Below are 21,010 nucleotides of genomic sequence, written 5' to 3'. Positions count from 1 at the left end.
GATTATTCCACTGAACTGCAACAGCAAGTGGCCCACAACATAACCCGCACTGGGCCAGCCCAAATACCAGGCTATTGTTTTCAAGCGCGCGTACATGGTGTTCTCCTCGAGGTTGATACTTTATTAAGCCGCTCGCTCTGGCAGGGAACAAAGCCTGGCCAAGAGTGAGCCGGTGAAGTCCATTTCAATGCAGATTCGACAAAACCCAAATCCACATCGGCCTATCAATCCCGGGCTGTCACTCGGTCGCGAAGATGGATGGCCACCTCGATCGTGAAGAGCAGGCGCTGGTGGTCGATGCCCTCCTCCAGCTCGGCCAGCAGCGCCTCGGCTACCGTTTCCGGCTCGCGCCCCTCCTGCATCGCTTCATCGGCCAGCTCGAACAGTTTCAGCGCGGTCGGTTTCTTGGCCGCTGCGTGCGGCGCCGCCGGTTGCAGGCCGGTTTGCTCGACCAGAAGCACGTCCTGCAACATCGGAGTTGCGGCGGGTGCAGAGGGCGTTTTGGCTGGCGCTGAGGGCTTGTCCTTCAGGCGGATCTCGCGGGCGGCCTTGGACAGGGCTCGTGTCCCTTGCGCACAGATCTCCTGCTGGCGCGTTCGGTCCAGCTTGGAGACGTGCTCGGCACCGGAAACGCTCACCTTGCCTGTTCTCACCGCCTCGACCAGCTCCGGGGCACCTTCGCGCACCACGCGGCTGGCGGACGAAACCGAGCGCGGGCTGATCCCCAGCAGCCTGGCGGCCTGCTCGATCCCCATGGCGCTGTCGTGCGAGGCCTCTCCCGGGGCCGAGACCTTCGCCTCTCGTTCGCGCAGTGCGGACAGCTCGGCAGCGATCACCGCCCGTTGGGCGATGGTCAGCTGCCGGCGGTGCAGATTCAGGCTGAGCACGAATTCGAGGGCGTTGGCGCCTTCGAATGGGCGCGTATCAGGCTCTCGCCCCAGCTCCAGGCAGGCGCGATAGCGATTGCGGCCATCGAGAATCCGCCCTTCGAAAAGGATGATCGGTTCGCGCTGGCCGTGGAGCTCTATGTCTTTGGCGAGGTTGGTGAAGTCCTCACCCTGCAGGAGCGGAAAGAGATTGGAGAACGGGTGGAACTCGAGTGCTTGAAGGTCCATGTCGAATGTCCTGAAATGAGGTCGATGCTTCAACAGGACGTTAAACAAGAACTTTCGCGGTGGGTGGGCATTTCCGGCGGAAAAGTGGTCGGAAATTAACTTCGGCAGGCGGCAAAAAGCAGAAAGGCCACCGTGGGGGTGGCCTTTCGCTTAGCACTGGCTTTCCAGGTGCTTGATCAATTTCTCGAGTTCGGCTCGATCGGGCTGTTCGCGAACGAAGCGGAGAGTGTCGTCGGAAAGGACCTCCATGACTCCCCATTCGATATCCCGGAAGGTTTCATGGGGCTCGGGGGGAGCGACCCAGTAGGGGAAGCGACGTATGACATACGGATTAGAGTTCTTCATGTAAATTCCCTTTCTCAGCGGTGTCTGAGGAGGATGCACCATTTTCAGCGGTTTTTATGTGAGCGTCGGCATTGTGCGGTTTGGTATTGCTACCGTTTCAATAGCCTTATGCTTGCCCTGGCAAGCTCCAATGATCAATTCAGCTTAACATGACATTGGAGCGATAAGGAAAATCCTGCTGGCTAGGCTAGACGTCGTGCGGGGGGTCTTTCGGCGCGAGCCACAGCGCAGTCCGGGCTGCGTTCAGGGCCTCGGCGAGGAAGGGTACATTGTCGAAGTTGCCACAGATCACGGGCTTCGCGCCTTCACGATCCGAGGGCAGCGTGAGGGTGACGTCCTCGGGAGCGTCCAGGTCGACGGTGAATTGGTAGTGAGGCAGAGTCGAGAGGACCACCGTTGCGATGGTTCCAGCGAAGGTTACGGTCGCTTCAAAATGGCGCCTCTGGTGCTTGAAGCGCACCTTCAGCACTTTTGCATCAGAGGCAGCCATTTTCAAAACCTCCCCGTCAGTTCAAACGCACATTTGCGATCGTGCTCTGTGCTGTTTCCTTTGCCTGGCTCAGCTGGGCTGCCTCGCTGATGAGAGGCAGCCGGTCCGACAGCAAGGCTTGCCGCGCACACTCCGTGCACTTGTTCCATAGCGCGGTGGCAATTACGTATTGGGCCAATACATCCAGGTTCTCCAGATCGGACTTCACGATGATCGTCTGGCGGGAAACCGCGGTAATACGCAAGTCATAGCCATTGCTGGGTTTGACAGTGCCGGCAGTATTTATCATTTCCATAGTTCTATCCTCAAATGCTCCATGCGAGGATTGCATACGATGCAATGATCCTCTTCCAAAACCTTTACTAATTTCGATAGAGTGTCTGAACAGACGTATTAGTTCAGGTGCATACAGATTACCACCCGGTTAATCCGAAGACTAGGCTTATATATAGCCTATGTGTTTTAAGTGATCCATGAAACGCACGGCAATGAATCGTTACGGGCATGTTTGAAAGCCTGGCTGGTGTAACTCAGAAAACATGAGCTGCCGGGTCTTTGAGGATCGAGGGTGATCTCGATAGGGCCATTGCTGAAAATGGCTATGAAGTGGCCCTGGAGACTATCGCGCTGACTGACCAATATGAATGCATTTCGCAAGTATTCCAACAGGTACGGGTACTGGACCTTTTCGAACTGGAAGTAGAGAGCGTCCAGACAATCGTTGCGGTTGAACGCCAGTTCCGCACCGAGAATGCCTAACTCACTTAGTTCATAGGCAGCGATCCTGAATAGCGGTCCGCCTGTGTAGGAATGCCCAATCATTGAGTCCAGCGATTTGAACGTATTTCTGATGTCCGCAAGTGTTGCGCCAATATCCAGTCCGATTACCGCTGGGTTGGATAGAACACTGAAGCTCAGGCTCAGTGGGGTCACGGGGGGCTCCTTGATCTCGATTACGAGCCTTGAGTGTGCACGTCGATTTCGGCCGTGTGCGGTCATTTCAGGCCATTTTCTGGCTTGAATTCGGTGTCTTGAACGCTTCGTTTTTTGGCGGCTCGGTGCTGAGGGTCGATCGTCGATCCCCGATCAGCTTCTCCTGGTTGGGAGAAGGGGCCGAATCGTTACGCGACGGTGGCGAACGAGCGCAGTGGCTGTTTGGGAATGCTGTTCGATCCAAGGCAAAGGCCTTTCAACCTGAAAGGTTGGTACTGGAGGCTATTTAAAATTCGACTTATCGAGGCGCCGTTTTTCGTGTCGCCGCTTTGTGCGCCGAGCGACCTGCTCGATGGGCTGGAATGAAGCTGTTCGGGGGCCGGTTGAGAGCCTTGCTGGCGGCTCTTTGGCCTTGGGGAGGGCTGGATAGGCGGGCTGTTCGGTCGCCGGGTTTCCGCCAGGCACGACAACGCCTCGCCAGGCACGACGATAAAGGTGGGGGAGGTAGAGCCTTTTCGGTTTTGCCGGCGAGCGCTATCCGGCGCCGGCAAGGATGGCGTCGGCCCTGGCGTGCAATTCGGCGCCCGAGAGCGAGGGATTCTCGATCTTGAGCTGGACCAGGATCTCGTGTCGTCGCAGCTGTTCGGGCATCCTGCTGTCGTCGAGGGGGGCGGTTCGGACCCGGAGTCTGCCGTTGAGCGCAGCCGCCGCCGCTCTGCCCTGCCCTCGCGGGTTGCTCCTCCTGGCCGGCGTGCGGGCGGTTTGAGCCTTGGCGAGTTCGAGGGCATGCAGCTTGCGCAGGCGTCTCTTGCGCGCCGCCTTCCGGGCCATGGTATGGACGAACGACATCTGGAGGTGTCGCCAGAACAGGTCGGCGAACCTGATCAACACCCGGGTGCGCACGAACTGGATGCCATGCTCGTGAACCGCAATGCGTTCGAGCCGTCGGGTGAGGTAGCCGGCTTTTTCCAGCAGCTTGAACAGCCGGTTCAGGGTGGCGGGCCGGAGACCGGCGTCGTAGGCCAGGCCTTTCTGGTTGTTGAGGCGGAAACTCCCCGTCTCGTCCAGCCAGCCGAGCACGCCGGTGGCCAGATCCAGGCGGACCAGTATGGGTTCGGCTGCGGCGGCCAGGTTGTGGTAGACCTCGATGCGAGTAATGCGCTCGTTGTCGTTGGCGCGAATCAGCCGGGGCAGCAGTTTGAAGCGCGTCTGGGGAATCGATTTCAGGCGTGCGAGCGCTTTCTTGAAGAACGGCAGCTTCAGCTGGGCCTCGGAAAGCCGTCGCTCGTGGCTCTTGTGGCCAGGATCGGGGCGGGGTGTGGCGCGTAGTGCCGCAGTCGGGGATGCCGGGTGCAGGTTCTTGTGCGCTAGCTTGGCCATCGTTTCCTCACCGGATCGGCGGCGAGGGAAGAGGCGGCTTCATCCTTGCGCAAAACTACAGGCGAAGTCATACTCCAACTCACCAAATGGCTGGTTGTCATTGGGGGTAGGACTTGTCGCGAAACAGTTGACCTACCCATGGTTCTGGCAGAAGGCCCGGTCGGCAAACCGGGCCTTCTGCTTTTCAGCGTCTGCTTAACCCATCCGCACCATCACCTTCTTCATTCCCACCGCTGCGGCATCAGCCAAGGCCGCAGCGCAGTTCTTGTATGTTTTGACACAGGTTCGGCGCGCATAGGTCAGGCAATCCTTGTCGCCATCCACGCGTGCAAACTCGAGCACCCACGCCTCTTGATCGTCGGCAGGGCGGATGATGGCATCGGCAATGAAACCAGCGCTGACGTGCGCTGATACGACTGTCCGGTCGAAGACCATGATGCTCACTCCTTGAGTCTCGAAAGGCGACATTCAATCAATCTTATCCATGATGCGGTATTTATAACTGTTGGGGCAAGACTGCATATTTTTTTGTGCAATTTCGTACATAAAGTGGCTAGAAATTAACAAGATCGCCACTATTTTGATTGCACACATCCCAATGCACCGGGCGCAGCTGGGCTGCGTCCAGGTGTTCGGCCTCGAGGGCAGCCTGTTCCTGGCTGCTCCAGACGGCTTCCGAATGACGCTCAACGCCATTTTCGGTATCGCGAAAGACGAGATCGAAAGTCGGGGCGTCGTAATGCGACGATAGGTCGCGGACCCGAAAACGGCGCGCGGAGGTGGATGGAACGGAGGGTGAAGAATGCATCAGGTTGCTCGTGGTGTGTGAAAGACGAATCCGTTCTCTCACGAGCTAGAGAAAACCCAAGCGAGTCTTCCGGTGGGCTTCTCCGACTCCAAATCTTGGGTTAGATTTTTGCTGTATAAAAACACAGTAAGCCCATGAACGATGAACGCCCACCTAATCGCTAGCCTCTCCCCCAGCCTGCAACATCAGCCTCTGCCGCTGGGAGGTCAAGCCAGCTGTGGCAGGGCAATCGCATGAAGGGGCAAGTGCAGCCATTCACTCCCTCTCCCGCGTGCGGGAGAAGGCTGGGGAGCGGAAAAACAGGCCATCGCAACTCATTTGCCCTCTCCCCCGGCCCCTCGGCTTTGGCCTCCTGCATCGCCCTACCTCCTGCATCCATGCAGTCGTCTCCCATGGATGGGAGAGGGAAGAAAGAAAGTTGTTCATGCGATTGCCCTGATGGTGCTCATTTCGTTTGCAATAGCTAATGGCTTCTGAATCTGAGTGATCCCCATAAAAATCCAGAAAAACCAAGCAGATAGTTCTTGAAGAAGTCTGCATGGACGAGCGACGTTGATTATCGCCAAACAAACCGACGTCCCATGATCCCCATGCAGACCCTCCAATTTTTGCACGCCGCACTCGCCGAGCCACTCCCCACGTCCATGCCCGCCGTCTCGAGACCCTGCTGCAGGAGCGCTGCCTGACCTTGATTGCGCTGGGGAGTTCCATGCCTGGCTCGGCCCATCAAAGCATGCGATTAAGTGGATCGACCGCCTGCTTGGCAACCGGCAGCTGCAGGCCGAGCTCGAATTGTTCTACTGGGCCGTGCTCCGCGCCCTGCTGGGCTCGCTCAGACATCCTCGATCTTGGTGGACTGGTTGGTGATCGATGCCGCCCGGAACCTCGTCCATCCGTGCGAGGGCTGCCGGCGTTGCCAGCAGCGCCTGCTCGAGGCGCTCGCGGCGATGTTACCGGCCGACTGACAGCCCGTCTTGGTCACCGATGCCGGCTTCCGGCGGCCTTGGCAGCCGGTGAAAGACCTGTATGCCCTGGTCTCGGCGTCGCCGAAACGGCCCGCTTGCATCGAGATGACGCGCTCGGCGCCCTGGTCCACCCAGGTCTACGCGGTGAAGCATGCGCCGCGGGGACGCCGGCACCGGCGCGTCACCGGAACCCTGGCCCGGGACAAGCGCAGCCGACAAAACGCACAGCGCGAAAACGAGATATCTCCTGGATTGGTGCTGCGGCCTGATCAATGGCAGTTGCCCGCCAGCCGATAGCCGGCCGCCTCAGCAGCGGCAGCACTCTCGAATTCGATGGCGTTCTTGGCTGAAATACGCCCGTAGCTCGGGCAGTCCGGGCGATGGTAGATCTGCGAGTCGCGATTTCCGCGCACCGCGCCCGGAGCCTTGGTGTCGACCTGCGAGGCGGATGCCTGGTGGGCGACCTGCTGTGGTGTGGTTTGGACCGCCGCGGCTCCGGCCCCATTGCGACCAAAGCTACTCAGCGAGACGAATACCGGTGCATGGTCGGAGACGTGGGAGCGGCTCTTTTCGTGACTCCAACCGATGATCTTGGGATAGTCAATGACCCCGAAGGAGGTGATCTTCAGCGGGCTGTTTTTGGCGATCCAGATATTATCGTAGAGGCTAGCGTACTTGCCGTCTTTACCGGATAGGGTGGTGCCGCCTTTGGTGATCAGAGGCTGGGCGTGCTGCTTCAGCGGAGCCCAGGCGGCGTCCGACGGCGGTAGGTTAAAGTCGCCGACCAACATCTGCGGGGTGCCTGGGTAGACCCCGCTCATCCAGGTCCAGTAGTTCGCCAGCTCCCGGATCTCTGGCGTGCGGTCTTCCACCCCATCACCGTAGAGGATGTGAACAGTGCCCAGCGCCAGCATGCTGCCGTCGCGCATCGACTTGAAGCGGGCCGAGAAGGGCTCGCGGATAAAACGATTGCCGCGATCCATATAGACCACAGCACCATCCTCGTAGGCCACGGTCTTGTCACGCCAAACGAAGGCGTACATTTCCTTGTAGGAGTTGGAGCCGATGGCATGGGATTTCAGGGTCGACCAGCTTTCACCGGTCTGCTTCTCCAGCGCGACCTCGAGCTTGTTCAGCCCCTGTTCGGTCATGACCTCCTGCACGGCCAGCAGGTCGGCCCGACTGGCGACCGTGGCCAACGCCGGAAAGCTCTGCTGACTGCCATGGCCCATCCGCTTGATGTTCCAGGAAGCCACCACGATGTCCGAGGCACTGGCGATGGAGCTGGCCAGCAGGGAGACGGCAAGGAAGGTGGTGCGCATCAGCATTTTCGGTACGATCTTCATGCGACGATCCCCTTGGCTTTGGCCGCCTGCAGCCAGCCGGGGAATTCCTCCATCAGTCGGTCGTAGAGGGTTTCCTCGCTGATGCCGTGCAGGTCATCGAGGGCGAAGAAGTTGCAGTTGTCGACCACGCGGTTGGTCATGTCGTCGAGCTTTTCGAGAATGCCGTAATTGCGCCCGGCCAGGCCGACGAACTGCCAGAAGATCGGCAATTTGGCCGCTTCAGTGATCAGCTTGATAATGCGCCGGCTGTCGTAAATGCCGCCGTCGCTGATGAACAGGATATAAATCGGGGTAGAGCTATTGCTTCGGCGGTAGAACTCGATGGTCTGCTCGATAACCCGGTATTCGGTGTTGATCCGTGAGCCCAGCTCCCAATTCCGCCAGCCGCCGTGGTCGGTGTTGATGAAGTCGTGGAAGTTCTGCAAGTTTACGCTGCTGAGCTGCTGAGGCAGATCGCCGAAGGCCCAGCAGTCGAGCTGGCCATCGTTGTCGAAGTGAACCGCCAGCGGCAGCAGGCGATTCACCACTTCCTGCACCCGGCCTTGCTTGTACTGATTGTTCATGGAGCCCGAGCCGTCGAGGATCAGGCCCACGCGGGCGCGCACGTCGGTCAGTCTGGCTTTCTCCAGGCTGACCTGCGCCTTCTTGGCCAGGCTCATCAGTTGCGGGGCTGCGGCAGCCACCTTCTTCTCGAGGGAGACCTGGCCAGCCGGCGCCGGGGCTGCTACGTCTTCCGCCACCTCACCGCCGAAGTGGCGTACCAGCGCATCCAGACCCTCATTGAAGCCCTGCAGCACCGAGTTCAGGCGCCAGATGCCGTCCTTGCGGTAGAACTCCACAAGCATGATGGCGCGCTCCTGGGCGAAGGTTTCACCGGCGAACGCGCAGGTGGCTTTGGGGGTGCCGGCATCGCTGATCCTGAACTGACTCGCGCCGAGCTGGCGCAGTGTGCCCTGGCCGTCGATAGCCGCGGTGAAGACGAGCTTGTCGATGCTGGCAGGGACCTCGACCAGCGAGAGGCCGAAAGTAGTCGGCTTCACCAACCGTACGCTCCGGCAGGGCGATTCCGGCTGGTTGAAGAAGACCATGTAGCGGTCGTCGGAGAGCTTGCCTTGGGCATCGAGGCCAAAGCAGGCCAGGTCGAGCGCTAGTTGGCCCTGAATGTCGAAAGTCACTTCTACGGAGCTTGAAGTGGTAATCGAGGACAAGGGCAGCCGCTGGCCCTGGATAAGTTCGAGCATTCAGAAATTCCTTGTTCAATCCAAGTAGATAAAGGTTTTGGTTTGATCCAGAGGAATGGCTTCATACCAGCCAGAGCGAAGCCAGTCCTCTGGATCAGAAGGAAGGGAAAAGGAGGCCTCGGTGTGAAGCCCCCTTTGTTACCAAGCCTGATTAGGCGAGGTTGACGCCGAAGTTGGCAGCCAGCGGAGCCAGGCCGCCTGCGAAGCCCTGACCGATGGCCTTGAACTTCCACTCTTCGCCGTGGCGATACAACTCACCGAAGATCATCGCGGTTTCGGTGGAGGCATCCTCGCTCAGGTCGAAGCGGGCGATCTCGGTGCCGCCAGCCTTGTTCATCACGCGGATATAGGCCTTGTTCACCTGGCCGAAGCTCTGGTTGCGAGCGGCAGCCTCGTGAATGGTGACAGCGAAGACCAGCTTCTTGGCTTCGGCGCCCAGGCCAGCCAGGTTCACCGAGACCAGCTCGTCGTCGCCGCTGCCTTCACCGCTGCGGTTGTCGCCCTGGTGCTCAACGTTGCCGCAGGCAGACTTCTTGTTGTTGTAGAAAACAAAGGCCTGGTCGTTCAGCACCTTGTCGTTCTCGCCGACTACGAATACCGAGGCGTCCAGATCGAACGCGGCGCCATCGGTGACGCGAGCATCCCAGCCCAGGCCGACATTCACGGCGGTCAGGCCAGGGGCCTCTTTGGACAGGGATACGTTGCCGCCTTTGCTCAGAGATACAGCCATTTTCAACTTCCTTCTGGATGGTTTCGCTTGGGATTGGGTTACAGGTTCAGGCCGAACTGGTTGCACATCGCTTTCAGGACACCGGCATAGCCTTGGCCGACAGCGTGGAGCTTCCATTCGCCGTTGTGGCGGTACAACTCACCGAAGATCATTGCGGTTTCGGTGGAGGCATCCTCGGCCAGGTCGAAGCGTACGACCTCGACGCCAGTGACGTTGTTCACGATGCGAATGAAGGCATTGCCGACTTGGCCGAAGCTCTGGCGACGCGCTTCAGCATCGTGAATGGTCACGGTGAGCGAGATCCTGTTGACGGCGGCCGGAACCTTGCTTAGATCGACATTGATGGCCTCGTCGTCGCCGTCGCCTAGACCATCACGGCTGTCGCCGGCATGCTCGACTGCGCCTTCAGGACTGCGTAGCTGGTTGTAAAAGATGAAGTCTTGTTCGCCACGGACCTTGCCGTCGGCGTTCAGCAGGAAGGCGCTGTCATCCAGGTCGAACTGAGTGCCGTCAGTGGCGCGCGGGTCCCAGCCCAGACCGACCAGGATCTTGGTCAGGCTCGGGTCGGCCTTGGACAAGGAAAGGTTGCCATCTTTGTGCAGGGTAAGTGCCATGGTTTACTCTCCTTAGTAGGGTATGGTTAAGCGTTTTCTTTGGCTTTAGTTCCCGCGTCTTCCTCTTTCCCAAGGCAAGAGCACGCAGGCGACGATGCCGATGTTCAAAGCGAGCAGAACAATCAGCAGGCATGTTGCCCGTGTTATTTGGATCCCCCGCTCCAGCGAAGTCCCCACTGGTAGGCATGATCAAGCTTCTGCTGGTCTTGGAAGAAGCGCACTTCACGGCACACCTTTACGCTTCCACTCACGTTCTCGAGCAGGGCGATAGCGCAGCAATTGAGATTGCCGCCCTCTTCGCTCACACGAACCTCGATGGGAAGTTGGCCGGGAGCAAAAAGCGTCACGACACCATCGGTGGCTTTCCAGTTCGGAACGCCTTCGTAGATAAAGGCGTAAACCAGTACGCGGCGGATATTGCGCCACTCCTTGCCGTTGATCCGCAGCCACTCGCCATCACTAACTGAGCCAGTGCGGTCATCACCCATAAGGTGAATGAACGGGGAGCTATTGAAGTTGCCGAAGGCGTTGCCGAGCGCCTGGATCACGCCCTTGCGACCATCCTGCATTTCGAACAGGCAACCCACATCAAGATCAACTCCGCTAGATCTGCCCAGAAGGCCGGAGAAGAACCCGCCAGAGGTATTGGGACGGTTCCAGTTCAGGTTCATCTTGATCTCGCCGAAGTCGCCATCGCTTTTCTTCTCCAAGCTAATGCTGGAGCGAGACTTGTCGAGGGTGATCTTGCTCAGGTTGATCTGGGAGGGTGCCGTCGGCGCGGGTGCCGGACTCGCGGTCGGAGCCGCGATTTCGACGCCGAAGTGGGTGGCAAGCGGCTTGAGACCACCGGCAAAGCCCTGTGCCACGCAACGGAACTTCCAGGCACCCTGGCGGCGATAGAACTCGCCGAGGATCAGCGCTGTTTCCTGCATGCCCTGAGTCGGGATTGGCGCTTCAATGCCACCAGTCACGATCAGTGTCAGATGCGGGAATGCCGCAAAGCGGGCCTTGTTCTCGTAGATCGTGGCAGTCAGGGCCACTTTCTCCACACTGGCATCCAATCGATCCAGATTGAGGCTAAAGACGACCCGACCAGATTCGGACAGAGACAGCTGAACAGCACCGTTGGCGACACTGGTCTGGCCGTAAAAGCACATATCGGCATCGCCGCGGGCCTTCCCGTTGGCGCCCAGCAGGAAAGCCGAAACGTCCAGATCCGCACCGGCTACAGGGGTAAAGCTGACCGTGGCGGTCAGTGGGCTTTGGGCGAGGGGCGCATTTGCGCCGGGAGCCAGCGTGGTCATGCGTTCACCGCTGCCACGGCTTCGTTACCCAGATCGGTAACGGTTCGACCGTTGCTGCGCTGGCCGACCGCGGTCACGTCCCAACCCGAAGCAGTACGGGTCAGATAAGCCATGATCATTCCGGTATGGTTGCCTTGATCGCTTAGATTAAAGCGGGCCAGCTCCTTGCCGGTTACGTCATCCACGATACGGCAGTAGGCGTTGCCCACCTTCTCAAAGGTCTGTCCCAAGAAGGAGTTCACGGTAAACACCAGATGCTTGATGTTGCTGGACAGTGCCTCCAGGTTCACGGAGATGGTTTCGTCGTCACCACTGCCGTCACCAGTACGGTTGTCGCCCGAGTGAGCGATCAGGCCGTCACTGGACTCCAGTTGACGGAACCAGACAACATCCAAGGGACGTTGGTTGGCGTCCACCACGATGCAAGAGGCATCTAGGTCAATCGCGGTATCGCTATTCACCAATTTGCTAAAGAAGCCGGATGGTTTAACCGGGTCCCAGCCCAGCCCCATGCGGATCTTGCGCAGACCCGTGCCCGCTTCCTTGTCCAGAGAGATCGTCTGTTTCTTTGCGAGGCTGATACTCATGTGGTACTCCGTTCCAGTTATGTTGGATTTTAAATGCGGGATACACGGAGGGGCATGACCGGACTTTCCTGCTGCACGCTATTCCAATGCGCGCGTTCAAGCATGTTCCGAGCCCATTTGCAGTGGGTTGCGGGCTCGCACATGGCGCCACCGTGCTTAAAAACCGCTGCTGTACCGTCACCGAGGATCAGGCGAGCACTGTTCAGGTCCTCCACGCTCACGCGCAGCACTTTGTGAACAGTTCGGTTCCCAAGGCGTGGCGAGTGTTGACCAGGTAAGCCTTGTCAGGACGGGATCAGGCAGGTCATCCGGAATGTTGGCGGCGAGCTCATCGAAGCTGGCGCTCACGGCTGAAGGGCGAGCCGGGATATGCCGGCCGAGTACGCAAGAGACAAATAGGAGGGCGCGCTTAAAGGGCATTCGGAAAAATCAAACAACAATGCAGGGTCCGTTTCGCTGCGGCTGACATCAACCTGCAATTTTTCACGCGCAAGAGTGGCATGAGTCATGCTTTCGGGATGCCGTGTTGATATCAATCCTTGACTTCTCCGCGTATTCCATGCCGCACTCTATCGGCCACAACACCTTATGTGCCGACAAAATAATTGATGGCACTTTGCTTGGCAATGGTTGATTTAAAGAAAAGCATTTTGGTTTCTGACCTTGATCCAGGGACTCTAGCCAAGCGGCTTTGTCGCAGTAAGAACGAATACCCAAAAGCAACGCTGCCACCTCGCGCTTACCTTACCAGAGATTGAAATTGCTATGCGGGGGACGGGCGAACGCTACCCTCGAACCGCAGTTGTTCTTTAGCAAGGGCATGATTTCAATCCCAGCCAGGATAATGCGGGCGCGGTACTGTCACGTTGTTGGCAGGTTGACGGAGATGTGGTGACAATCCCGGATATGAAACGAACCACCCTGCAGCACGACGCCCCTCCCTGCCACCGACGCCATTTCCTATGCCGGTTACCGCTTCCCACCAACCTGCGTTAGCTGCCCTCCATGGCAGGAAGCTTGAACTGCTCGCGCAAACGGACCTCTGCTGCCTCCAGGGATTCGTCACGCTGCTGGTGAGTGCGGATGAAATCGAGGGTGAACCACTCAGGAGCATTCGAGCGAGTAGCAAGCAGCGTCGTTGCCTTTGACTTGGCTTTCCTAGGCTTTCCAGCAGGTTTGTCCGGCTTGGCCAACAGGCGCATATCTTTCAGACTGATATCGAAAACAAGGTGCGTGACTGCGCGCCCCTGCTTGCGCTCGCTCCAGGAAACTTCGAGGTCAGAGAATTCATTGATCTGCTTAACAGCAGGCTCGAGTAAGTACCGCTTCAAAGCCGATAGCTTCTCGTACATATCCTCGATCTGAAATGTTTGCCGGAACTCTTGCATCGTAAAGGTGCGCTGCCCCAGTTTCTCGTATTGCAGCAAGAGCTCATACAGCCGGATTGCGTGTGGACTCGACATACGCCCGATGCGATCCAGGCGGTAGGACGTAAACTCGGCTTCTAGGCGAGTCAGGTAGGGAACGATCTCAGGGGCAAAACGCATTTGAACAGCCCCGGCGCCGTCAATATAGGTTTTGCTGCTAATCCAGCGGATGGAATTGTGCCGCCTGGCGCCGGTTTCTGGATGAATGTCGTAGAACGTGATTTCCCGCTCATACAGGGTGTTCAGAGCTTTCTTCAGCTGCCCGTACACCGAGTCGGGCCGCATACCAAAGAGTTTGCAGAAACGCTTGGCTTCTAGGGTCACATAGCCATCAGAGAGGCCTGTTTGCGTTTCGCGGGCCTCGACAATCGCGGCCAAGACCATGCGCTGCTCAATCAGGTCCAGTCGGTATCCCGCCTCGATAAGTCGATTGGATTTCACCACAAGGTCAGTTGTACTGGTATTCATCCAGACGGCACTCCTTAGCGTCTGGCGCGAATGCTAGATGCACTATGGATAGACGTCAATTACGTATATCCATAAGGTGCCCACTACTTCTCAAATAGCCAACCGGAAATGTCTATCCTTTACCGGAAATGTCTATCCCTTAGACCGGAATTTCCTATCCTTTAGACCGGAAAACACTATCCTTTAACCGGAATTTTCTATCCTTTGAGGCTCTGAAAGCCGCGCCAGCCGTGGCTTTCAGCCTTCCGAAAAGCTTTAAAAGCTTTAAAAGCCTTAAAAACCACGGCTTTTAGCTTCAGAAGGGCTTAACAGCGTGCACGGGGATTTTTGCTGAAAGATTCCCTCGCTTTCGGCCTGATCGGCCGTTGGAAAGCGAGGAAGTAGAAGACCGGAAATCTCTATCCTTTGGGGGGCTGATGGTCACCATCCTGGTGACCGGAAATTTCTATCCCTTGAAGGATGGATGCCGCCATTCCGGAGACCGGAAATCTCTATCCTTTGAGAGGCTGAAAGCCGCAACTGAGGCTAGTTCAAGCTACAACAATGTCCAGAAAACGAGCGCACAGAAGGACCGGAAATTTCTATCCTTTCGTGGGTAGAGCCTGAAATGGCGCGCCCTAGAGGCAACCACCATCAACCTTGCCTTGATCGCTGCCAGGAGAGGCCCCTGCTAATTGACCGGAAATCTCTATCCTTTCCCTGGGCACTTTCGCCACCTGTCTTTCTCCAGCAGCACTCGCACCAGTTCGATCACCGCCTTGTCGCTAACGGAGAACTGCAGGCCGCCGATACTGTTGAAAGCGCTGCTGCCAACTCAAATGCGATGCTCGGCACCGAGAAGTGCTCGATGAAGCCATCGACCTGGGTCCGTGGCAACAGCTCAAGACTTAACCGGTCACCTTCAGAGAATTCAGGAATTTTGAAGAAAAATTCATTACAACCTGAATTTCCACTTTAAAAAATGAATAACCGTATTATCATCTTTGCTATACCTATCCATGGCCGAGATTGCAATGAACGCTCAGACTGAATTGCCGGAAGAAAGCGCCAACTTCGTAGACTTCGATTCCCTTCTCTATCCCCCTCAGTTTGCCGCCGACTGCTTTGGACTGACGACCCGAAGGTTGAAGGACATCGAAGAAGAAAATGGGATCGAGATTCGCCGCGTGCCTCGCGGTACGGTCACTTCTAGGGCTTATACCCTGAGCGACATTTTTACTATCGCCGCCCTACGCCGTGCAAAGGGCTACACCAAGGGTTTGCAGAAGCAGATTGTGATTTCGACTTTTGTCCAGAAAGGGGGGACAGGCAAAACCACCACAGCAGTGAACTTTGCCATCTATCTTCAGCTGGTAGGCTTGAAAACTCTCATTATCGACAATGATCCTCAAGGTGACTCATCGTGCATGCTCGGTTACGACCCAGATCTGAGCGGTGCGGACCTGGAGGCTATGGGGGTTCCTGTTGACCGTCTTGTCGATGGCCATCTCGGTAATCTTGTCAGCCCCCTGCTCCGAATGCGGCCATTCCCTGGAAAAGCTCTTGCTGAAGTAATAAAAAAACCCTTTGGTGAGAACGGAGTTCACCTCATTCCATCCGATGGTTACTTGGACGATCTTGGTGTTGCCTTGGATGCAGCGAACAATAGCGATTTTTGGTATGCGCAATGGATTGAGGCTGGCAACACGGGAGGGCTGCCTGATTGTGATCTTTCCGTCTATGACGTAATCATCTTTGACAACGCGCCAGCCGCATCTCGGTTGACCAAGAACTCAGTCGCTGCAAGCGATCTTCTCTTGTGTCCAGTTCGTATGGACAAGTTTTCATTCCGCGCTTTGATGCGGTTACACGATTGGGTGGTTCGTTTCGCTCAAGACTATAAGCGCTCACCAACGATTGTGGCTTTGCCGACAATGTTCATCAAAAATCGAAAGCGACTTCTCGGAAACCTGCTGATCCTCAACGAGCTTTTCCCTAATAGGGTCACGGATGAAAAGCTGTACTTCTCCGAGGACTACGGCAAAGCGCTGGATCAGGGCGTCCCATTGCTTTTATGGAAAGGAACCACAGCGAAGACATCCGAATCCGCCCGGACCGTTTTCGGTGAAGTCCTCGAGCGTATGCGAGCAATAGCCTAACCCTAGAGAGACTGAAGGTGTTGCTTAAAGCAACAGAGCCGCCCCAAGTGGGATGTTGCTTGAAGCAACAGCTGAACATGGAGAACTTTGAGTGAAATCGGATGACTATCCAGGCCGTAAGAGAACCGTAGGAATGATGGGACTACGGGCGCCAGCAGCCGTGCCGCAACTTACGGAGCAGGTATCCAGGGCACAAATGCTCGCTATGAGTAAAGAAGAGGACAGCTCTTCTGAGTCGACTGTAGAGGCTGAAGCCACAGCTTCACAAACGACTTTGGCTGAGATCCCGGTCGAGGCTATCAAGCCATCTCCGTACCAACCCCGTCTGACGCTCAATGAGGCGGCAATCGAAGAACTGGCAAATTCAATCCAATCCATAGGCTTGGTCAAGCCTTTGATTGTTCGTCCTCTTGGACAGGGTGAGTACGAGCTGATCGGTGGGGAGAGGCGCTGGCGAGCCCACAAGCTCGTAGGTATCAAAACGGTTATGGCTTACGTCAGGCCGATGAGCGATGCCATGGGAAAAATCCTGGCGCTCACCGACAACGAGGGGCAGGAACCACTTACTGAGTATGAGCGGGGCCGCAGCTACGCACATATTCTCGCTTCTGGTGATGAGCCCAGTCAGCGTGCACTGGCCAGGCGACTGGGAGTGAATGTCTCCATCATAAGCCGCTGCCTACTTCTGATGGAGCTGCCAGAGGCTGCTCGTCAGATCTTGGACAAAAACCCTGGCTTGATCGGAGGCTTAAAAGCCAAAGAGTTCATTGAGTTCGGGAAAAGCCATCCTGACCTCCTCGTACAGGCTATTACCTCAATGCGTGATGAGGGCATCAGCCAAGTACAAGCCCTGCGGTGGATCACCAAAGCAATCGCTGAGCAGAAAGGAAATTCAGAGTCTTCAAGAACTATGTCGAAAGCCATCAAGGGGCTCGGCACTATGAAGATCGATGGCAGAAAAATGGTGTTGCGATGCGAAAAGAACGTGGACATGCAATTGCTCAGCGAGCAACTTTCAGCATTTTTGGAAACCATCAATCTGGATGGTCTTAAAGTGAATTAAGGGACATCGTGATGACACGGCGCGCTGCTACGGGAATTCAAGCTTTCCGGTAGGTAGAGGCTATATTAGCCTCCTCGACCTTATTGGGTGTGGCAGCCGCTTCCTCACTCTTGCGAGTCGGTAGGAAAAGATCCCTATTGGGTAAAACTTCTATTCGACGCTTTTCGTCGGGCCGTTTGGCTTGACGCGCATTACGATCGAAGTTTTTCAACTCTCTCACTTCGAAAGCATGTTCTCCAGCCATGACGAACATTGGAAGGTTGGCGTGGATCATGGCGTCATAGCGTGAGCTGTCGGTGAACCACAGCATGGCTCGTGGATGAGGCGCCACCGACTTTCGCTCTGTAAGCACTTCAGTGTCGGCCATGTTCACCAAGGTGCGAAGCTCCTGGTATTCAGGGGTATCTTCGAGGCGAATGCTCTCGCGGCCGGCTCGGGCCTCGGCACTGGCCTGAAGCGTTTCGCGCACCTTGTCGACGGAGACCCGGCCGGTGGCGGTGGTGTGACCTGCCCAGGTGAACACGATCAACCGCGGGGCTCCATCGAAGCATTGGATGTGGCGCAGCAGCTGCTTGGTGCTGAATTTGGCGCCCAGCGCCCGGCGCATGAGACGTGGCCGCGCCGCCGGCACGAGGTTCAGCTCGAGGCGCAGCTTCTCGATGGCCGCGGCCAAGTCATCCTTGAGCGCATTGACCTGACGGACCTGCTCCAACACTGAGTCGCTGACCACGAAGTAGCCGGGGAGGCGCATGACGGTACCCGGGGCCTGCCCAAGGTCACGCTCGAATTCAGCCAGTGCCATTCGGGTGGTATCCACGGCCTCTTGCCCAACCAGGCGTTCGACCTGGAGGGTATCGGGGGTCCGCTGCTCGGTGAGCAAAGGGAGACGCCACACCACGCCGGCGACGACGTGCGCGGGCCAGGTGAGGTTGAAAGCATGCAGTGCGCTTTGTAAGCGGATAAATGCGTCCTGGATTTCTTCGTACATGAGGGGCCTCCTTGGCGCTAATAATACCATCCCTATACATTACCTGAGTGTACCTAACCCCGCCACCTTCCTTCTCAGCGCCATCCTTACGCTTTTTCTTCTTTTTTGCTTCTTTTCCCTTCTTTCTTCTTCTTTTTCCTTGAGTTGGGGCGTTGCTGTGGAGGAGGGGAGGCTGGGGGTATTACCTATCATAGGCATATAGGGATGGTATTATAAATAATGAAATCTTCTCCGTTTCTGAGTGATCAACAGAAATTTTCCCGAAAAATCAAAGAGGTAGGGCTTGAAGAGGCCTGCATGGGCGGGCACGTTGGTTGTCACCAAACTGACCGATGTCCCCATACCCATGCAGACCGTCCAATACTTGCACGATGCCTTCGCCAAGACACTCCTCACGATCCATGCCCGCCGTCTCCAAGCCCTGATGGCCGCGGTGGCCGCCCTGCTGCAAGGCCGAGCGGGGGTTGTTCTACTGGGTCATGCGCCGTGCCCTGCCGGGCTCGCTCAGGCATCCGTTGATCCTGGTGGACGGGTCGCCGATCGATGCCGCCGGCAAGCGGTTCCTGCTGCGGGCCGCGATCCCGCTGGCCGGACGCTCGCTGCCGGCCTGCGAAGTCGTCCACCCGCGCGAGGGCTGCCCGCGTTGCCAGCGGCGCCTGCTCGAGGCGCTCGCGGCGATGTTGCCGGCCGGCTGCAGGCCCGTCCTGGTCACCGATGCCGGCTTCCGGCGACCCTGGTTCCAGGCCGTCGAAGCCCGGGGCTGGCATGACGGACGTCGGCCGCGTGCGCAATCGCGACCTGTGCCGGCTCGACGAACGGCCCTGGCAGCCGCTGAAGGACCTGTATGCCCTGGCCTCGGCGTCGCCGAAACGTCTTGGCGACATCGCGATGACGCGCTCGGCGCCCTGGTCCACCCGGCTGTACGCCGTGAAACAGGCGCCGCGGGGGCGCCAGCACCGGCGCGTCACCGGAGCCTTGGCCCGGGACAAGCGCAGCCGGCAAAGCGCGCAGCGCGAAAGCGAGCCCTGGCTGCTGGCCAGCAACCTGCCCGAGGCGCAGTGGAATGCCGCGCAGGTCGTGGCGATCTACCAGCGGCGCATGCAGGTCGAGGAGGGCTTCCGCGACCTGAAGAGCCATCGGCTGGGGCTCGGCCTGGGGCTGCATCGAAGCCGCTGCCCGCGGCGCATCGAGATCCTGCTGCTGATTGCCGTGCTGGCCAACTACGCACTGGGCCTGCAGGCACAGGAGGCGGGGCATGAACGGCGTTTCCAGAGCAACAGTCTCAAGGACAAGCACGTGCTGTCGCTGTGGCGGCTGGGACTGGAGTATGCACGCTGTTACGCGGGAACCATTTCCCGGGAGAGGCTGCGGGAGCTGGAGTTGGCCCTGCGGCGGGAGGTCCACCGGCAAGCGCAGGAACTGGGGTGATTTTGTGGGGATCATTCAGCCTCTGCTCGCATCCAGCCGGTCTTGCGTGGCTCGTTGCCCAGCAGGCCATCGAGGAACAAGCCGGCAGAGGCCGCCACTCGCTCCTGGGTAAACAGGGGGCGCATACGCGCCTTGACTTCGCGTAGCGATGAAGCCCTCAGCTCCAGGGTTGTCTCGATCGATGCACTTGTCATCCGGTCTCTCCCAGGCAAGGGAATACATCATGGCGACGCGAGAGAGGCAATACATGTGCTTGTGATTAATTTGAATACCGGCCAACCGCAGCAGGACGTGTAGGCATCGATAACCAAAGCGCCGACGCTGTTGCGCCAGTTCAATTAAGGAAATCCTTATATGGACGCCTCCCGGAACTCAAGAGGTAGGCCACTGGCGCTCAGGTAGGAGCAGTCTTATATCCGGCCTTCCATGGGCGTTGCCGCCCGGGCCATTCTGTAGTTCGCGCAGCGGGGGCCAAGCGCTCAACCTCGCTCACTTCGTTCGCTGGGCGAGCCAAAGCTACGCTTTAGCTCGCCGGTTAGCTTAATCGTTCTGCCGCCTCTTCGGCCGGCAAGAAGAAGCGGCTGTTTGTTTGAATCCCGTAAGCAGGAGACATTATGAGCAACTCATCAGACACCATAACAAGACGATCGCTCATCATCACCAGCGCAACGGCACTGGCAGCACTGGCGATCGGCTGTGCACACACCGAAGCATCCGACTCGCCAGAGAAGAGAAGGGGCGAGACGGGTGCACAGCAACCTGCCGCTTCTGACACCAACGTCCGCGCGGTTCTGGATCGCGCCGTCGAGAGTTTCTTCAGTGGCTGGGCGACTGGCGACTGGGAGCCGTACCTCGCCATGCTTGCGGACGACTTCGTGTTTCAGTTCCCGATCGGCCCGTACCGGGGACGCCACACCGGACCCGATGCCAAACAGAAGTTGATGGCATGGGCGCGTGAGCATGGCACGGCGGGTAACCGTATCACGCAAAGCGACGTCGACCTGCAGTTCTACGACGGCGATTGGGTGGTGGTGTGCGACCGTGGCATCGGCAATATCGGGGGACTGCCATATGACGGTCTGCACGCCATATTCATGAAGGCGAGGGGGGGCAAGATCGTCGAGTACCGTGAGTACATGGGCGACATCCGGTCATGATCGAGATCGCTCTGCGTCGAGCCGCTGGCTTGTTCGCAATGAACCTTGCTCCGCCAGGGAGCCTAAACGGTAACCCGTTGCCACGTGGGCACGGGCCGTCTCGACGGCTTGGTGGGCGCTTTTGCCCGGACGGAAGCCGTAGCTGAAGTCCGAGAAAAACGGGTCGAAGATAGGCGTGAGCTGTTGCAGCAAGGCTTGCTGAATCAGGCGATCCACGACACTGGGAATACCCAGTTGCCGGGTGCCGCCCCGCGGTTTGGGAATTTCAACCGCCCGCACTGCCTGGGGATGGTACTCACCGGCCAGCAGCCTGGCTTTGAGGATTGGCCAGTACTGTTTCACGTAGCCCGCCAAGTCGGCGACCGTCATGCCATCGGCGCCCGGCGCTCCCTTGTTGCTGACTACGCGCTGATATGCACGCTTGAGGTTGACCGGGGCAAGCACCCGTTCCATCAGCGTGTCCGGCTCCGCGTTCGTCCACGT

At 57.9% G+C, this 21,010-nt stretch carries 22 protein-coding genes and 5 pseudogenes; 6 read left to right on the top strand and 21 right to left on the bottom strand.

Going from position 1 to position 21,010, the window contains the following annotated elements; all coding sequences use genetic code 11:
* Window positions 1-224: 224 nt before the first annotated feature.
* The 5 genes from ACYVD0_RS18705 to ACYVD0_RS18685 form a co-directional block, all read right to left on the bottom strand.
* Entirely contained in the window at window positions 225-1,115 is an 891-nt protein-coding gene (locus tag ACYVD0_RS18705; protein WP_460428201.1) for a ParB/RepB/Spo0J family partition protein, read from the bottom strand.
* Window positions 1,116-1,265: 150 nt separating this feature from the next.
* On the bottom strand, window positions 1,266-1,460 hold the full coding sequence (locus tag ACYVD0_RS18700; RefSeq protein ID WP_460428200.1) for a hypothetical protein: 195 nt from the start codon (window positions 1,458-1,460) through the stop codon (window positions 1,266-1,268).
* Window positions 1,461-1,647: 187 nt separating this feature from the next.
* Window positions 1,648-1,950 carry a hypothetical protein gene (locus ACYVD0_RS18695; protein WP_460428199.1) on the bottom strand — a complete coding sequence of 101 codons (303 nt, stop codon included), beginning with the start codon at window positions 1,948-1,950 and terminating at the stop codon, window positions 1,648-1,650.
* Between the two features lie 16 nt (window positions 1,951-1,966).
* Window positions 1,967-2,245 carry a hypothetical protein gene (locus ACYVD0_RS18690; protein ID WP_460428198.1) on the bottom strand — a complete coding sequence of 93 codons (279 nt, stop codon included), beginning with the start codon at window positions 2,243-2,245 and terminating at the stop codon, window positions 1,967-1,969.
* A 167-nt stretch (window positions 2,246-2,412) separates the two neighbouring features.
* The gene (locus tag ACYVD0_RS18685) at window positions 2,413-2,883 is read right to left on the bottom strand and encodes a hypothetical protein (RefSeq protein WP_460428197.1); all 471 of its coding nucleotides are present in this window, start codon (window positions 2,881-2,883) and stop codon (window positions 2,413-2,415) included.
* Window positions 2,884-2,918: 35 nt separating this feature from the next.
* Between ACYVD0_RS18685 and ACYVD0_RS18680 the strand changes: the two genes are divergently transcribed.
* On the top strand, window positions 2,919-3,173 hold the full coding sequence (locus ACYVD0_RS18680; protein WP_460428196.1) for a hypothetical protein: 255 nt from the start codon (window positions 2,919-2,921) through the stop codon (window positions 3,171-3,173).
* Window positions 3,174-3,417: 244 nt separating this feature from the next.
* Here ACYVD0_RS18680 and ACYVD0_RS18675 read toward each other — a convergent pair whose 3' ends face one another.
* The 3 genes from ACYVD0_RS18675 to ACYVD0_RS18665 form a co-directional block, all read right to left on the bottom strand.
* Entirely contained in the window at window positions 3,418-4,263 is an 846-nt protein-coding gene (locus ACYVD0_RS18675; protein ID WP_460428195.1) for a hypothetical protein, read from the bottom strand.
* Window positions 4,264-4,458: 195 nt separating this feature from the next.
* Window positions 4,459-4,698: a hypothetical protein gene (locus ACYVD0_RS18670; protein ID WP_460428194.1), complete on the bottom strand. Its 240-nt coding sequence runs from the start codon at window positions 4,696-4,698 to the stop codon at window positions 4,459-4,461.
* 118 nt (window positions 4,699-4,816) lie between these two features.
* Window positions 4,817-5,071 carry a hypothetical protein gene (locus ACYVD0_RS18665; protein ID WP_460428193.1) on the bottom strand — a complete coding sequence of 85 codons (255 nt, stop codon included), beginning with the start codon at window positions 5,069-5,071 and terminating at the stop codon, window positions 4,817-4,819.
* A 590-nt stretch (window positions 5,072-5,661) separates the two neighbouring features.
* On the opposite strand from ACYVD0_RS18665, the pseudogene ACYVD0_RS18660 reads away from it, so the two are divergent.
* A pseudogene (locus ACYVD0_RS18660) lies at window positions 5,662-6,276 on the top strand (transposase family protein); the annotation flags it as partial.
* A gap of 29 nt (window positions 6,277-6,305) precedes the next feature.
* Here ACYVD0_RS18660 and ACYVD0_RS18655 read toward each other — a convergent pair.
* The 9 genes from ACYVD0_RS18655 to ACYVD0_RS18615 form a co-directional block, all read right to left on the bottom strand.
* Complete coding sequence (locus ACYVD0_RS18655) at window positions 6,306-7,382, bottom strand: endonuclease/exonuclease/phosphatase family protein (protein ID WP_460428192.1); 1,077 nt, start codon at window positions 7,380-7,382, stop codon at window positions 6,306-6,308.
* Window positions 7,379-8,623: a VWA domain-containing protein gene (locus ACYVD0_RS18650; protein ID WP_460428191.1), complete on the bottom strand. Its 1,245-nt coding sequence runs from the start codon at window positions 8,621-8,623 to the stop codon at window positions 7,379-7,381. Before ACYVD0_RS18650 ends, ACYVD0_RS18655 begins: the two co-directional genes overlap by 4 nt.
* A gap of 151 nt (window positions 8,624-8,774) precedes the next feature.
* Window positions 8,775-9,353, bottom strand: coding sequence for a TerD family protein (locus ACYVD0_RS18645; protein ID WP_460428190.1), 579 nt, complete (start codon window positions 9,351-9,353; stop codon window positions 8,775-8,777).
* Window positions 9,354-9,391: 38 nt separating this feature from the next.
* On the bottom strand, window positions 9,392-9,967 hold the full coding sequence (locus tag ACYVD0_RS18640) for a TerD family protein (protein ID WP_460428189.1): 576 nt from the start codon (window positions 9,965-9,967) through the stop codon (window positions 9,392-9,394).
* A gap of 143 nt (window positions 9,968-10,110) precedes the next feature.
* On the bottom strand, window positions 10,111-11,271 hold the full coding sequence (locus tag ACYVD0_RS18635) for a TerD family protein (protein ID WP_460428188.1): 1,161 nt from the start codon (window positions 11,269-11,271) through the stop codon (window positions 10,111-10,113).
* Entirely contained in the window at window positions 11,268-11,858 is a 591-nt protein-coding gene (locus ACYVD0_RS18630; RefSeq protein WP_460428187.1) for a TerD family protein, read from the bottom strand. The genes ACYVD0_RS18635 and ACYVD0_RS18630 overlap by 4 nt, the downstream gene beginning before the upstream one ends.
* 29 nt (window positions 11,859-11,887) lie before the next feature.
* Window positions 11,888-12,088, bottom strand: a complete 201-nt coding sequence (locus ACYVD0_RS18625; protein WP_460428186.1) for an HpcH/HpaI aldolase/citrate lyase family protein — start codon at window positions 12,086-12,088, stop codon at window positions 11,888-11,890.
* On the bottom strand, window positions 12,036-12,278 hold the full coding sequence (locus ACYVD0_RS18620; protein WP_460428185.1) for a phosphoribosyltransferase domain-containing protein: 243 nt from the start codon (window positions 12,276-12,278) through the stop codon (window positions 12,036-12,038). The genes ACYVD0_RS18625 and ACYVD0_RS18620 overlap by 53 nt, the downstream gene beginning before the upstream one ends.
* Before the next feature lie 572 nt (window positions 12,279-12,850).
* Window positions 12,851-13,753, bottom strand: coding sequence for a RepB family plasmid replication initiator protein (locus tag ACYVD0_RS18615; RefSeq protein ID WP_460428184.1), 903 nt, complete (start codon window positions 13,751-13,753; stop codon window positions 12,851-12,853).
* A gap of 1,013 nt (window positions 13,754-14,766) precedes the next feature.
* Here ACYVD0_RS18615 and ACYVD0_RS18610 point away from each other — a divergent pair.
* Window positions 14,767-15,891, top strand: a complete 1,125-nt coding sequence (locus tag ACYVD0_RS18610; RefSeq protein ID WP_460428183.1) for a ParA family protein — start codon at window positions 14,767-14,769, stop codon at window positions 15,889-15,891.
* A 91-nt stretch (window positions 15,892-15,982) separates the two neighbouring features.
* A complete protein-coding gene (locus tag ACYVD0_RS18605) occupies window positions 15,983-16,954 on the top strand; it encodes a ParB/RepB/Spo0J family partition protein (protein ID WP_460428182.1) in 972 nt (323 codons plus the stop codon).
* A 37-nt stretch (window positions 16,955-16,991) separates the two neighbouring features.
* Here ACYVD0_RS18605 and ACYVD0_RS18600 read toward each other — a convergent pair whose 3' ends face one another.
* Window positions 16,992-17,942: a DNA replication terminus site-binding protein gene (locus ACYVD0_RS18600; RefSeq protein ID WP_460428181.1), complete on the bottom strand. Its 951-nt coding sequence runs from the start codon at window positions 17,940-17,942 to the stop codon at window positions 16,992-16,994.
* A gap of 346 nt (window positions 17,943-18,288) precedes the next feature.
* Here ACYVD0_RS18600 and ACYVD0_RS18595 point away from each other — a divergent pair.
* Window positions 18,289-19,370 (top strand): annotated as a pseudogene (locus ACYVD0_RS18595) (IS4 family transposase).
* A gap of 17 nt (window positions 19,371-19,387) precedes the next feature.
* Here the strand turns inward: ACYVD0_RS18595 and ACYVD0_RS18590 are convergent.
* Both ACYVD0_RS18590 and ACYVD0_RS18585 read right to left on the bottom strand, forming a co-directional pair.
* Window positions 19,388-19,564: pseudogene (locus ACYVD0_RS18590) on the bottom strand (IS701 family transposase); the annotation flags it as partial.
* 31 nt (window positions 19,565-19,595) lie between these two features.
* Window positions 19,596-19,712, bottom strand: a pseudogene (locus tag ACYVD0_RS18585) (IS3 family transposase); the annotation flags it as partial.
* A gap of 272 nt (window positions 19,713-19,984) precedes the next feature.
* On the opposite strand from ACYVD0_RS18585, the gene ACYVD0_RS18580 reads away from it, so the two are divergent.
* Window positions 19,985-20,527: a nuclear transport factor 2 family protein gene (locus ACYVD0_RS18580; RefSeq protein WP_460428180.1), complete on the top strand. Its 543-nt coding sequence runs from the start codon at window positions 19,985-19,987 to the stop codon at window positions 20,525-20,527.
* Window positions 20,528-20,593: 66 nt separating this feature from the next.
* On the opposite strand, the pseudogene ACYVD0_RS18575 reads toward ACYVD0_RS18580, so the two are convergent.
* A pseudogene (locus ACYVD0_RS18575) lies at window positions 20,594-21,010 on the bottom strand (reverse transcriptase domain-containing protein); the annotation flags it as partial.

Source organism: Azotobacter armeniacus, assembly GCF_054779355.1.
The sequence above is the reverse complement of the archived record's forward strand: the minus strand, read 5'-3'. Positions and strand labels throughout refer to the sequence as shown.

What these genes read in the sequence shown, in the direction of transcription:
- ACYVD0_RS18610 (WP_460428183.1), top strand. Translation starts at nt 14,767, where the DNA reads ATGAACGCTCAGACTGAATTGCCGGAAGAAAGCGCCAACTTCGTAGAC.
- ACYVD0_RS18615 (WP_460428184.1), bottom strand. Translation starts at nt 13,753, where the DNA reads ATGAATACCAGTACAACTGACCTTGTGGTGAAATCCAATCGACTTATC.
- ACYVD0_RS18630 (WP_460428187.1), bottom strand. Translation starts at nt 11,858, where the DNA reads ATGAGTATCAGCCTCGCAAAGAAACAGACGATCTCTCTGGACAAGGAA.
- ACYVD0_RS18600 (WP_460428181.1), bottom strand. Translation starts at nt 17,942, where the DNA reads ATGTACGAAGAAATCCAGGACGCATTTATCCGCTTACAAAGCGCACTG.
- ACYVD0_RS18690 (WP_460428198.1), bottom strand. Translation starts at nt 2,245, where the DNA reads ATGGAAATGATAAATACTGCCGGCACTGTCAAACCCAGCAATGGCTAT.
- ACYVD0_RS18645 (WP_460428190.1), bottom strand. Translation starts at nt 9,353, where the DNA reads ATGGCTGTATCTCTGAGCAAAGGCGGCAACGTATCCCTGTCCAAAGAG.
- ACYVD0_RS18655 (WP_460428192.1), bottom strand. Translation starts at nt 7,382, where the DNA reads ATGAAGATCGTACCGAAAATGCTGATGCGCACCACCTTCCTTGCCGTC.
- ACYVD0_RS18650 (WP_460428191.1), bottom strand. Translation starts at nt 8,623, where the DNA reads ATGCTCGAACTTATCCAGGGCCAGCGGCTGCCCTTGTCCTCGATTACC.
- ACYVD0_RS18695 (WP_460428199.1), bottom strand. Translation starts at nt 1,950, where the DNA reads ATGGCTGCCTCTGATGCAAAAGTGCTGAAGGTGCGCTTCAAGCACCAG.
- ACYVD0_RS18675 (WP_460428195.1), bottom strand. Translation starts at nt 4,263, where the DNA reads ATGGCCAAGCTAGCGCACAAGAACCTGCACCCGGCATCCCCGACTGCG.
- ACYVD0_RS18700 (WP_460428200.1), bottom strand. Translation starts at nt 1,460, where the DNA reads ATGAAGAACTCTAATCCGTATGTCATACGTCGCTTCCCCTACTGGGTC.
- ACYVD0_RS18665 (WP_460428193.1), bottom strand. Translation starts at nt 5,071, where the DNA reads ATGCATTCTTCACCCTCCGTTCCATCCACCTCCGCGCGCCGTTTTCGG.
- ACYVD0_RS18705 (WP_460428201.1), bottom strand. Translation starts at nt 1,115, where the DNA reads ATGGACCTTCAAGCACTCGAGTTCCACCCGTTCTCCAATCTCTTTCCG.
- ACYVD0_RS18670 (WP_460428194.1), bottom strand. Translation starts at nt 4,698, where the DNA reads ATGGTCTTCGACCGGACAGTCGTATCAGCGCACGTCAGCGCTGGTTTC.
- ACYVD0_RS18640 (WP_460428189.1), bottom strand. Translation starts at nt 9,967, where the DNA reads ATGGCACTTACCCTGCACAAAGATGGCAACCTTTCCTTGTCCAAGGCC.
- ACYVD0_RS18635 (WP_460428188.1), bottom strand. Translation starts at nt 11,271, where the DNA reads ATGACCACGCTGGCTCCCGGCGCAAATGCGCCCCTCGCCCAAAGCCCA.
- ACYVD0_RS18620 (WP_460428185.1), bottom strand. Translation starts at nt 12,278, where the DNA reads ATGCCCTTTAAGCGCGCCCTCCTATTTGTCTCTTGCGTACTCGGCCGG.
- ACYVD0_RS18580 (WP_460428180.1), top strand. Translation starts at nt 19,985, where the DNA reads ATGAGCAACTCATCAGACACCATAACAAGACGATCGCTCATCATCACC.